This is a genomic window from Neobacillus nitrireducens (assembly GCF_030915405.1).
Lineage (GTDB): Bacteria > Bacillota > Bacilli > Bacillales > Cytobacillaceae > Neobacillus.
This window is the reverse complement of record NZ_CP133262.1, coordinates 2,391,845-2,404,558: the sequence shown is the minus strand read 5'-3', so window position 1 is coordinate 2,404,558 and position 12,714 is coordinate 2,391,845. Positions and strand designations below refer to the sequence as shown.

11 protein-coding genes are annotated in these 12,714 nt (G+C 40.4%); 1 reads left to right on the top strand and 10 read right to left on the bottom strand.

Annotation, left to right across the window (positions count from 1 at the left end):
• Positions 1-49 precede the first annotated feature (49 nt).
• The 10 genes from ilvD to RCG22_RS11585 form a co-directional block, all read right to left on the bottom strand.
• Positions 50-1,720, bottom strand: coding sequence for a dihydroxy-acid dehydratase (gene ilvD / locus RCG22_RS11630; RefSeq protein ID WP_308106924.1), 1,671 nt, complete (start codon positions 1,718-1,720; stop codon positions 50-52).
• An 11-nt stretch (positions 1,721-1,731) separates the two neighbouring features.
• Positions 1,732-2,640, bottom strand: coding sequence for a branched-chain-amino-acid transaminase (gene ilvE / locus RCG22_RS11625; protein ID WP_308106923.1), 909 nt, complete (start codon positions 2,638-2,640; stop codon positions 1,732-1,734).
• Positions 2,641-3,048: 408 nt separating this feature from the next.
• Positions 3,049-3,780 carry an exonuclease domain-containing protein gene (locus RCG22_RS11620; protein WP_308106922.1) on the bottom strand — a complete coding sequence of 244 codons (732 nt, stop codon included), beginning with the start codon at positions 3,778-3,780 and terminating at the stop codon, positions 3,049-3,051.
• Position 3,781: 1 nt separating this feature from the next.
• Entirely contained in the window at positions 3,782-4,729 is a 948-nt protein-coding gene (locus RCG22_RS11615; protein ID WP_308106921.1) for a DUF294 nucleotidyltransferase-like domain-containing protein, read from the bottom strand.
• A gap of 74 nt (positions 4,730-4,803) precedes the next feature.
• The gene (locus RCG22_RS11610) at positions 4,804-6,063 is read right to left on the bottom strand and encodes an ammonium transporter (protein ID WP_308106920.1); all 1,260 of its coding nucleotides are present in this window, start codon (positions 6,061-6,063) and stop codon (positions 4,804-4,806) included.
• A 211-nt stretch (positions 6,064-6,274) separates the two neighbouring features.
• Positions 6,275-6,601 carry a MerR family transcriptional regulator gene (locus RCG22_RS11605; RefSeq protein WP_308106919.1) on the bottom strand — a complete coding sequence of 109 codons (327 nt, stop codon included), beginning with the start codon at positions 6,599-6,601 and terminating at the stop codon, positions 6,275-6,277.
• A 97-nt stretch (positions 6,602-6,698) separates the two neighbouring features.
• Positions 6,699-6,836, bottom strand: a complete 138-nt coding sequence (locus RCG22_RS11600) for a hypothetical protein (protein WP_166256179.1) — start codon at positions 6,834-6,836, stop codon at positions 6,699-6,701.
• A 777-nt stretch (positions 6,837-7,613) separates the two neighbouring features.
• Complete coding sequence (locus RCG22_RS11595) at positions 7,614-7,994, bottom strand: hypothetical protein (protein WP_308106918.1); 381 nt, start codon at positions 7,992-7,994, stop codon at positions 7,614-7,616.
• 146 nt (positions 7,995-8,140) lie between these two features.
• On the bottom strand, positions 8,141-9,133 hold the full coding sequence (locus RCG22_RS11590) for an NADPH:quinone oxidoreductase family protein (protein ID WP_308106917.1): 993 nt from the start codon (positions 9,131-9,133) through the stop codon (positions 8,141-8,143).
• 154 nt (positions 9,134-9,287) lie between these two features.
• Positions 9,288-11,567, bottom strand: a complete 2,280-nt coding sequence (locus RCG22_RS11585; protein ID WP_308106916.1) for a nitric-oxide reductase large subunit — start codon at positions 11,565-11,567, stop codon at positions 9,288-9,290.
• Positions 11,568-11,867: 300 nt separating this feature from the next.
• On the opposite strand from RCG22_RS11585, the gene RCG22_RS11580 reads away from it, so the two are divergent.
• A complete protein-coding gene (locus RCG22_RS11580; RefSeq protein ID WP_308106915.1) occupies positions 11,868-12,701 on the top strand; it encodes a basic amino acid ABC transporter substrate-binding protein in 834 nt (277 codons plus the stop codon).
• The last annotated feature ends 13 nt before the right edge of the window (positions 12,702-12,714 follow it).

The following is a 12,714-nucleotide window of genomic DNA, read 5'->3' as shown; positions in this document are numbered from 1 at the left end:
TTCCTTGGGAAGGGGAGGAGTACTACTGATTCCCAGTGGTATTACGATTTTAAATTTTTAAGACCCCGCCTGTATTAGCAGATGTAACGAGTGCTGCATATCTTGCAAGGTAACCAGTTTTGATTTTTGGCTCTGGTTTTACCCATGCCTTCCGTCTTTCTTCTAAAACTTTGTCATCTACAAGAAGCTCAATTGAGCGTGCTTCCAGATCGATTAAGATTTTATCACCATTTTCAACTAGGGCGATTGGACCGCCTTCGGCTGCTTCCGGTGAAATATGACCGATGGAAATTCCGCGACTTGCTCCTGAGAAACGTCCATCTGTTATCAAGGCAACTTCTTTCCCTAATCCACGCCCCATAATGGCGGAAGTAGGAGCAAGCATCTCAGGCATTCCTGGCCCGCCTTTTGGTCCTTCATAGCGGATAACCACCACGTGTCCTGCTTGAACAGTACCGTTATTGATGTTTTCTTGTGCGTCATCCTGATTTTCAAAAACGATAGCGTCACCTAGGAAGGTTTTGATTGAAGGGTCAACGGCACCAACCTTGATTACACTGCCATCTGGAGCAATGTTTCCGTAAAGGATGGATAGTCCACCAACTGGGCTATATGGATTGTCTTTGGTCCGGATGACATTTTCATTCGTAATTGTTGCTTCCTTCACATTTTCAGAAAGAGTTTTCCCGGTAATGGTTAAGCAATTATCATGTAAGGCGCCTTCTACTTTATAAAGTTCATTAATAATGGCACTAACTCCGCCCGCATGATGAATGTCTTCCATTGAATAATCGGATGCCGGCATAATTTTTGCCAGATATGGAACTCTTTCAGCAATTTTGTTAATCTCGCGTAAATCATAATCAATCCCGGCTTCATGGGCAATTGCCAATGTATGAAGTACGGTATTCGTTGAACCACCCATCGCCATATCTAAGGCAAAAGCATTATTGATGGATTCTCTTGTAATAATGTCTCGTGGGCGAATATCCTTTTTCACTAGTTCGATTAAGTGCCTTGCAGCTTGACGAATTAATTCATGTCTTTCATCAGAAGTTGCAATAATTGTTCCATTTCCTGGAATGGTCATACCTAATACTTCCATTAGACAGTTCATGGAGTTGGCTGTAAACATTCCTGAACAAGATCCGCAAGTAGGGCAGGCATTGTTTTCAATTTCCAGCAGCTCTTGTTGGCTGATAGTTCCGTTGTGGTAAGCGCCGACCCCTTCAAATACAGAAGTTAGTGAAAGGTTCTTTCCAGTTGAAGGTGAAACGCCGGCTTCCATCGGTCCGCCTGATACAAATACAGAAGGGACGTTGGTTCTTGCCGCTGCCATTAGCATTCCCGGTGTAATCTTGTCACAGTTTGGAATGTAAAACACACCATCGAACCAATGAGCATTAATTACAGTTTCAGCACAGTCGGCAATCAGCTCACGGCTTGGAAGGGAATAGCGCATTCCAATATGTCCCATCGCTATGCCGTCATCGACCCCAATCGTATTAAACTCGAATGGAATTCCGCCAGCTTCACGAATGGCTTCCTTTACAATCTCACCGAAATGATTAAGGTGTTTGTGTCCTGGAATAATTTCAATAAACGAGTTACAGACACCAATAAATGGCTTTTCAAGGTCACTCGTTTTTACCCCTGTTGCATATAAAAGGCTGCGGTGGGGTGCACGGTCAATTCCCTTTTTAATCATATCGCTACGCATTTATTTAGCTCCTAACTGACAATTGCATGGTTCGTACCTGTTGGGTAACAAGCCACACCGTCTGTTGTTACAATTTTTCTGAATTCTTCTAATAAATCTTTCGTAACTACGCCTGGTTTTCCATCCTTAATTTTCCGTCCATCCACATCAATGACAGCAATAACTTCTACGGCTGTTCCTGTTAAGAACACCTCATCAGCCACATACACATCATGTCTTGTGAACGGTGATTCTTTTACGTCATATCCCTTGACTCTTGCGACATCAAGGATGGCGTTCCGGGTAATTCCCTCTAATGCCCCTAAATAAACAGGAGGGGTATAGATGACACCATTTTTTACAATAAAGATATTGTCAGCGGAGCCTTCGGTAACATAACCTTGATCATTGAGCATTAATGCTTCCTCAACCCCAGCTTGATTAGCCTCTAATTTAACAAGAATATTATTTAAGTAGTTTAACGATTTAATCTGTGGGCTTAGCACATCTGGACGATTCCTTCGACTCGGAACAGATGCAATTTTAATTCCACGATCGTAATACTCTTTAGGATACATTCTTAATTCTTCAGCAATAATGATGACACTTGGCTTCGCGCAGGATGATGGGTCTAAGCCGAGATTCCCTTTTCCACGAGAAACAACGACACGAATATAGGCGCTATCCAGCTGATTTTTTGTTATTGTATCGACGATTAACTGTGTCATTTCCTCCTGTGTGTATGGAATATTCAGCATAATGGATTGTGCTGATTCAAATAGTCTTTTCAGGTGAGCATCGAGCCTGAAGACGTTTCCGCTATAAACGCGTATGCCTTCAAACACACCATCACCATATAAAAAACCATGATCAAAAACTGAGACTACAGCATCTTCTTTCTTGACGAATTCGCCGCCAAGGAAAATCCATTGACTCCCCAACCTAACCACTCCTCTTTTGTGATAGAACGCTTTAAGTGTCTAAACCAAATTTTTAAAATTAATTGCTATACCAACACCAATGGTGAGGTGTTATAGCAGTGATTGAATAGATGATTATTTTCGATAATCATACAACCAATCGAAAACATGGTCAACATAAAAATCTGACAATTCAAATAAATTAAAAATATTGATAGCGTTTACATCATTGTTGTGATAAGGAAAACAGCAAAAATAATTTTTTTGAAATTTTTTTATTTTGAGGTTATTTTGTCAATGGGATAGATTGAAACGGGGGAAATATTCAGAGATAAGTAAGATAAACGTGTTAGAAACCCTTTTGAATTTCACCACTAAAATGTGCGTTCCATTACAAGAAAAAACTAGTTTAAGATAGTTTTTTGAGGCTCAAAGCTTTGCAAGATGTTCATACACTTCTCGTAAATTACTATATCCGCTTTTTTGAGCTATGTTTAAATAGTTTGCCCAAATTTGGGCTGTCATGATCGCATCGCCAAGTGCATGGTGGCGGTCTTTAATGGTAATTCCGCAGTTATTGCAAACTTCCTCAAGTGACAATGACTTCATGGCAGGATCTGATAGACGAATTAAGAAAGACGTATCGATGATTCGATGTTCAAACCGAGTCTTTAATAAATCCCATGTCATTTTTTGCATAAAGGACTTTTCGTGTTTTGAGTGGTGCGCGACCAGAATATGGCTTTCTGCATAGTTGAAAAATTGAATTAAAACATCCTTGGCTTCCGGGGCCTCACATAAATGCTTCTCATCAATATTGGTTAAATTTATGATTTCTTCGGATAAGGGGAGGTCTGACTTTACGAGAGAATAGAATGTGTCATCCTCTTCAATATGCTGACCAATCATTTTAACCGCTCCAATTGATAGGACCCGATCTCCTTTTTCTGGGTAAAAACCAGTCGTTTCTAAATCAAATATGACGACTTCTAATTCGTTAAGCGGGGTATCTAAGTTATTTTTTTCTTTCATTTCTTTCTGAAGCTGCCGGATGAATGAGCGATGTTGTAGATTGCCTTGCCCTTGAATCCCGGCATAAATACTAGAACTAACTTTGCCGGAGATTTGCCTGAAATATTGTGCCAAATCATTCATTCTCATGTTATCCCTCCTTTTCGACTAATTTTCTTACGAGTTGATGAAGAGTCACCCCGTGCTTTATGATGTCTTTTAGTTCATTTTTTTGCTCTTTTGCTAGGATGTCTATCGGTAAATAGTGACCAGAGTCATAGTCTGTCTGGCTGGCATGAAGAAGACGATAGTTTAATAATTTTAAAAACATCGCTTTATATAAGCCCCTGTTATCTATTTGTAGTTTGTCGAGCCTTGATAGAGTAGAGGTCTCCTGTAGATTCTCCTTCACCGCCATTAAACGAGCAGCATTCACATATGGAAAGAGGGCAGTCTCTTTAATATTGAGAGATCCGGTATGTGCCCCGTGTGTCTCTACTAAAAGCTGACCTAATACGCCAATTCCTTTTTTGATATGAAGCGTATTGGTTGTCAGTCTAGGTAAAAGCTGTTCTTTTTGAACGGTTTGATAAACCAAGCTCTTTAGTTGTTCCAAGAGCTGATGCTGCCCATATATTGAACGTCCATCAATTAAAATAAGTAGATAGCGTAACGATTCCCAAGACGCGTCTAGTGCCCAGCTTTTTACTTGTTTCTGCCATTCGGTATTTGATTTACACCAGAACGGATTCCCGGCCATGACACCCCCGTCGCAATAAGGATAACCAACCTGATAGAGGCCTCTTGAAATTTCCTTGCCTAATGATAAAAAGTAAGTCTTTGCTTCCGTAGTTGAATCGAGATAAATGATGCCGTGGTCCTGGTCGCTCCATATGGATTGTTCGAAACGTCCTGCACTCCCCATTACAAAAAAGGAAAAGGCTGCAGGCGGGGGACCATATCTGGCGATCACTTCTTTTAGGGAAATATCCAAAACTTGTTTGATTAAAATGTCATGGAGTTTGTTTAGTTTAAAATGATCCTTGGCAGCGTCCTTCATATGATTCTTTTTATAATCAGTAATTCCTGAATAGGTCATATTGTTCACCTCCGCTTAAAAAAGTCTAGAAAGTGTACAAGCCCTAAATGGGTCTTGCACACTTTTTGAATTATTTAAAGAGCATTTGTTTGTTCTGCTTTAAGTAACTCTGGGTAACCATAGCTTCCATGCTCGCTCATATCTAAGCCGATAATCTCTTCTTCCTCTGTGACACGCAAGCCATTCATTGCTTTTTTAATAATAGCAAGTAGGATAAAGGATGCAATGAGAGCGAAGGCACCGGAGGCAATAACGCCTAATGCTTGAACCCCTAATTGGTGGAAGCCGCCACCATAAAATAATCCGGGTTTTCCAACTGTGGCTAATTCCTTGGTTGCAAAGAAACCAGTGGATAATGTTCCCCAGACACCAGCTGTACCGTGGACAGAGAGGGCCGCAATCGGATCGTCAATTCCTTTTTTCTCAAAGAAGATAATGCTGTAAAATACAAGAATTCCAGAGATAAAACCAATCAGCACAGCGGCCCAGGTATCAACAAACGCACAGGATGCTGTAATGGCTACAAGCCCTGCTAATGCCCCGTTTAACATCATTGGAACATCAGCCTTACCCAATACGATCCAAGAAATAATCATGGCTGCAACAGTACCAGCAGCAGCACCAAGGTTTGTGTTTAGTGCGACGAAACCGAAGAAGCCTTTGTCAACGGATAATGTACTGCCTGCGTTAAATCCGAACCAGCCAACCCATAAAAGTAAAACACTTAATGCCGTAAATACTTGGTTATGCCCCGCTAAATTATTGGCGGAACCATCTTTATTAAATTTTCCAATCCGTGGTTTTAATAGAATCGTCGCTGCCAATGCCGCCATGGCACCAGTTAAGTGAACAACTGTTGAACCGGCAAAGTCTTGTTGGCCCATCCCAGCTAACCAGCCGCCGCCCCAAATCCAGTGGGCAATTGGAGGATAGACAATGACAGAAAATAACACTGCGAATACGAGATAAACTCCTAATTTTGCTCGTTCAGCAAAACCGCCAAAAGCAATCGTTAAGGAAATCCCTGCAAAAGCTAATTGGAATAAAAAGAAAACTGACCCAGAGAGTGATAAAGTATCGATATCATAGCCGGAGTATAAGAAATCCGAAAATCCTATGAGTGTATTTCCTTTACCGAATATTAATCCGAATCCAACTGCCCAAAATACGATCGAGCTTATACTAAATGTGAGAATAGTTTTACCGGCAATATGTCCTGCGTTTTTCATGCGGGTGGAACCTGTTTCTAATAGGATGAACCCGCCGATCATTAAAATGACAAGTATCGCACCTAGCATTACCCAAAGACTGTTCATTAAGAATAAAGTATCCATTTATTCTCCCCCTTATAAATGATGTTAATTTTCTTAACATTCGGTATGTTAGTATTCTTACATGATTCTGTGATGGTTTCTATAAGTTTGGAAGGAAATCTAACATGGTTTTTAAAAGAGGGGGATAATACCATCTTGTTCGTTGCTGGAGAGGAAGGAATGAAAAAGCCCATCCCTTTTTATAGAAGGAATGGGAAGAAAGATGAGTTCTTTACTTTTTCCGTAAACCAAATTGGGCGTTTAGCTGTCCTTGAATCATCTTTCTGCGGACATCTTCTTGATTATGCTTCTTTTGTTCGCGAAGCATCTCTTTCCTAATATCATGTGTTTGAACTCCGTCTTCAATCTTATTGGCGATGTCCATCAGTAATTCCACATCTGAAAAGGAGAATTTGCGGCTTCCTCCAGCAGACCTTTCAGGAAAAATAAGCTTCCGTTCTTCGTAATACCGTATTTGTCGTTCGGAGAGACCAGTGAGGTCCCTGACGATTCCGATGGTAATAACCTTTTTATCTTTATAAGACATATCTTTTCCCATTTTATTTGCTCACCACACCCTAATTTTTACATATTTTTCTCTTTATTATATTATATGTTAGATTTCCTTACATGGGACTAGTATTTTCAAACGGAAATTAATAATTTTGTAATCTCCTTAAAAGTTCGTTCGCTTGCGAGCCCATTGTTTTCATAAGTTCTTCATACAGCTCATCTCTTAATTTATCTAATTGAAGGATTCTTTCAGCGAGTTTTATATCGTTTCTTCGATACATTTGAAATCTTCCTTTCTTTCATGAGGTTTATAATAAGAAATTAACTGAATTTTCACATCCTGTCAGGGGTATTGTTAGATAAACTGACAGGATATTTGATTTCTTAACTTGGGGTGGGGAAAAAATCTGACGATGTAGGTTGAGAATACGAAAAGAATCTGACAATGTAGGTTAAGGAACGTAATAAGAACCGGGACGCGTGTTAAAGGGTTCCGTTTCCTATCGTAAAATGTCAATTTGCACAGGGAAATGCAAACCATTTCCGCCTTATCGTATCGATTTTTCCTAGGTATGAGAAATCATAGGCGGAAAATTTCCGTCTAATGTTTAGAGAGGAAGCTAAAGAAGCAGATATAAGCGGAGATATTCCTGTTAACTCCTCTAACTAAGACAAAATCTAAAGATTTGGATCATATAAGCGGAAAAACTCCCCTTATTTTTAAGGAAATATGGGTATTTCCCAATTTAGCCGGATTTTCTCCGTTTATTTTTCAAACACAGTGAAATCAACATTCAGTTAGAGCAGAGCCTAACCAATATTTTCTGTATATCAATTTGTAAGTAAAAATGTAGTGTATTTTGCTGAGGTACACTGGCTATTGTACCCCCACATTTTAAAATACAAATCGCACTACAAATCCCCCCAAAATAATTATCGAAAACAAAAATAGACCTCCAAATTACCATTCAATTTGAAGGTCTTTTTGCATTACATTTTTAATGTTTACGATAGTTAACGGATCCCGTTAGGCGCGTGTCCGGTTCTTCAAGCTTTTCTTAATAATCTCCGTCAAATGGTGTGAATGGGAAGTTAAATCTTCTTTCAACGGCACGCAGGCGTTGATTCACCCGTTGAAGCCGGCGGTCAAGTTGGGCTACTTGGCGTTGTAGTTGATTGATCTCCCGTTCTTGGCGTTCATTAGCCCTCTCCAGTTGATTCAGCCTGCGTTCAATCTGCTGTGGCTGTCTTGCAGGATCGTATTGTTCCGGTAAATAGGGATTAAATTGCTCAGTCTGTACAAAGTGATTAAATGATTCTGGTTGCTCGTAGTAATTTACATGTTCCGGTTGACCATAGTAATTCATTTGTTCTGGTTGGACATAGACATTTTGATCAATCGGCATTTGAGGCATTTGATAATAACCATACGGATTCATTTAGGCATCTCTCCTTATGTGGTAAATACCATATAGATTATGTAGGTGTTTGAAAGGAGTAACGGCGAATGCCTATAGACTGCCCATGTCTGATTGTCCTAAAAGAATAGAAAAGAGATGATCAAAGTCATCTCAGAATCGAATTTTTATAATTTTACGATGGTTCTGCCCCGTGCTTCACCTTTAAGAATTGCTGATAAATAATTTGGCAATTCTTCAAGGGTTACTTCCTTTGTCATAACGTTTAATAAATGATCTGGTTTAAAGTCAGAACCCATCCGCTTCCACAAGGCAATTCTTGTTTCCATTGGACAATAAACAGAATCGATACCGAGTAAATTGATTCCTCTTAGGATGAAAGGGAATACCGTGGTAGGGACATCGCCGCCACCGGTAAGACCGCTAACTGCCACCGAGCCGTTGTAAGATATTTTGCTAAGGATGGAGGCAAGTGTTTTGCCGCCAACTGGATCGACTGCGGCCGCCCAAAGCTGCTTATCTAACGCTCTTATTTTTTCACCAGTCACATCTTCACGGGAAAGAATCTCGCTTGCTCCTAAGTCAATAAGGAAATCATGTTCGGATTGTTTACCGGTACTTGCAACTACATGATAACCGCGTTTCGCAAGTATGGCCACAGCAATACTGCCAACCCCGCCTGTAGCCCCAGTAACAAGAACACTTCCTTTATCAGGTGTTACTCCATTTTCCTCTAAGCGTTGAACCGATAATGCTGCTGTAAACCCAGCGGTACCATAAACCATCGCTTCTTTTAACGATAAACCCTCAGGCAATGGTACAACCCAATCAGCAGGGATCTGGGCATATTCACTATAGCCGCCAAAATGGGAAACACCAATCTCATAACTAGTAGCAATCACTTCATCGCCTTCTTTAAAACGGGTATCATTCGAACGGACCACCACACCCGCCAGGTCGATTCCCGGAATGAAGGGATAGGCTCTGACAATTTTCCCATCAGGGGTGCTAGCCAATCCATCCTTATAGTTGATACTTGAATAACTGACCTTGATTAGGACGTCACCCGCCGGAAGGTCTTGAAGGGTTAATTCTTTTATGTTTACAGTGAAGTCACTATCTGTTTTGTCGACTACAAATGCCTTAAATGATTCGTTCATTTTTTAACCTCCAAAGAAATCTCAATTAGTTTAATATATCTAAACACCTCCAACTATTCAATGACAAGGAGATGACAAGTATAAGGCTGACGTTTGTCATAACATAAAAAAAGCCGCCTTCAGAGTTAAATCCCTAAAGGCGGGCGGGCTATTTCTATACGTTTTTGTTATCCGTTTCAGCGTAATCAAGTCTGTCCTTGGTAAGTGACCAGCCTGTTTTGAGACCGATGATAAACCATACAAGGGCAAGTGCCCCAATTGAAAAGATTGTATCGCCGATGATGCGCATCCAGACAAAGAAGTGAACAATATCCCGTGACATGAACTCAGCAGATCGAGCATACCACATGCCATGTTGGACGCTTGCCCATGTTTGCATTAATCCAATTGGTATCAGGCTAATCAAGACCATTAAGGCCAACCCGATATTTATAGCCCAAAAGGCAAGTTTAAGCGGCCCTGTTCTCCATTCTTTCTTGACAGTCAAACCACGGAGGCAGAAGAGCATTAAACCAATACCGAGCATACCGTATACACCAAATAAGGCCGTGTGACCGTGAACAGCTGTCGTATTAAGACCCTGCATATAATAAAGGGAAATTGGCGGATTGATAAAGAACCCGAATAATCCAGCCCCGACTAAATTCCAAAATGCAACAGAAATAAAGAAATAGATGGGCCATTTATAGGCCGAAACCCACTTCCGCGCGCGACTCCGGGTCAGGTTTTCGTACGCTTCAAATCCAATTAACACGAGTGGAACGACTTCAAGTGCACTAAATGTTGCGCCGAAAGCGATGACTCCGGTAGGTGTACCACTAAAATATAAATGGTGGAACGTACCGATAATACCCCCAAATAGGAAGATAATTGTTGAAAATAGGACAGAGGTAGTGGCAGTCCGAAGTCCCAGTAAGCCCATTCTTGTGAACAGGAAGGCCATGACCACGGTAGCGAAAACTTCAAAGAAGCCCTCAACCCAAAGGTGGACAACCCACCAGCGCCAGTATTCAGCAATAGCCAGGTTACTATGCTGCCCCCATAATAAGGCCGGTATATAGAATACTGGAATGGCCGTAGAAGCAATTAAAAATAGGGCCAGTAAATGGCGGCTTTCTTTTAAATTTTTAAAAGCAGGCCAGATGGACCGGACCATCAGGAATAACCAGAGAAATAATCCGACGGTTAGAAATATTTGCCAAAAGCGACCGGTGTCGGTATATTCATAGCCTTGATGTCCAAACCAAAAGTTGGTTACATGCCCGAGTTTTTGCTGAACAGCCATCCATTGTCCAATCATCGAGCCAACAACAATAATTAATAAACAAATAAATAAGAAGTTCACGCCAAAACGCTGGAATTTTGGTTCATAGCCAGAGACGGCAGGTCCAATAAACAATCCGGTGGCTAGCCAGGCTGTCGCAATCCACAAAATACCTAATTGAGTATGCCAAGACCTAGTCAAAGAATAGGGAATATAATCAGCTATGGGGATGCCATAAAAGGCACTTCCTTCGACCTGATAATGACCGGTAACGGCACCTAGTAACACTTGGACTAGCCATAAAGCAGCAACTACCCAGAAGTATTTCTGTGTTGCTTTCATCGATGGGGTAGCAGCCAGAGCTAATAGCGGATCTTTTTTCGGAAAGGACTCCTCCTCATCATGATGATTTTGAGTGGCGTGGTACCACGCTAGAGCGCCAACTCCTGCAAGCAGAAGTACAAAGCTGACAACCGACCAGACAAGCATTTCACCAGTCGCTTTATTTTCAATAAGGTCCTCATTTGGCCAGTTATTTGTGTAAGTAACATTATCGCCTGGTCGATTGGTTTCAGTAGCCCAGGTTGTCCACCAAATATAGCTGATAAACGCACCTAAGCGGGTATCATCCTTGATGACATTCTTTGGCATCGCATAGGCATCTCGCAATTTATCAACTGAAGTATCATCTGTAAATAATGCAGCGTAATGATTACTCACTTGTTGAATCGCTTGAATCCTTAAAGGGGATAAGGTAATTTCCTTTGTTTCTTTATTATAAGTGTTAGGTCTAATTTCATTTTTTAACCTAGCTCTTAGTGCGGCCTTTGTTTCATCATCAAGGGCTGAATACTGTTTCCCGCGTTCTTTCTGGGCCCAGTAATTTAACAGCCACATCGATTCCCGATGGAGCCAATCCGCATTCCAGTCCGGGGCCACATAGGCACCGTGCCCCCAAATACTTCCCAGTTCCTGTCCTCCAATGGACTGCCAAACATTTTGTCCATCTTGAATATCTTGTTTTGTATATAGGACAGTACCGTCAGAAGAAACAACTCGATCTGGAATCGGCGGCATAGTTTGATAAAGTCTGCCTCCGTAATATCCAAGAATTGCAAAAGAAACAATAAATACGATTGCTAAGCTAATCCACAATCTTGTATAACGCATGCATACACCTCCGAATTTATTTTCCTGATTTATTTAGCTTCTATAGAACTCCCTGTGTAGGAAATTCTAACCAATATCATTCCCGTTAACTTGGAATAAATTCATCCATTTCTTAAAATTGGAAATCACCCTATTTTTATTATTCTAAAATGTACGGCACTTTAGTTAATTACAGTATTAATATAGTGAAATATTAAATTTATTGAATATTTAGTCGAAACAAGTTATAATCATTTATATTCAAAATATTATCAATCTTTTAAAAAATTACTTTTTAAAAAAAGTATTGGAGGTAGGAAAATGAAGCAATTAAAATTAGTTTCGACTGTATTGGTGGTGGCACTTCTCTTAGTACTTTCAGCCTGTGGAACGAGTAAAAGTACAAGCACAAGTGGTACTAAAACAACGGGTGGGGATGCAGAAAAGAAAACATTACGCGTTGTAACAGATGCTGCCTATGCACCGTTTGAATACCAGGATAAAGGGGAAGTTGTCGGGTTTGATATCGACTTTCTTAATGCAGTAGCAAAGGAAGCCGGCTATAAAATTAATATAGAGCATGTTGGCTGGGATCCAATCTTCGTTGAATTAGATAAGAAAATCGCCGACATTGGAATTTCCGCTATCACGATTAATGATGAAAGAAAACAAAGCTATGATTTTTCAGTGCCATACTTTTTATCGACCAACAAAATTCTCGTTCCAAAAGATAGCGATATTAAGAGTGCAGCAGATTTAAAAAATAATAAAACGATAGCTGTTCAAAATGCGACAACTGGACAAGAAGCGGTTGAAGGACTTTTAGGTAAAAATAGCGATAAAATTAAAAAGTTTGAAAATAATAATCTAGCAATCTTAGAACTTAAAGGCGGCGGAGCAGATGCGGTCGTTGCGGATAACACGGTTATCGAGGAATATGTAAAAAATAACCCGAAAGATAATTTCGTGGTAATTGAGGATTCATCTGCTTTTGCTAAGGAGTTTTACGGACTCATGTTTCCAAAAGACAGCAAGATTAAAGCAGACTTTGATAAGGCTGTGAAAGCAGTTATTGATAACGGAACCTATGCAGAAGTTTACAAGAAGTGGTTTAAAGTTGAGCCAGATACACAAAATTTGAAGGATCAACAATAATCATTGGTGAATA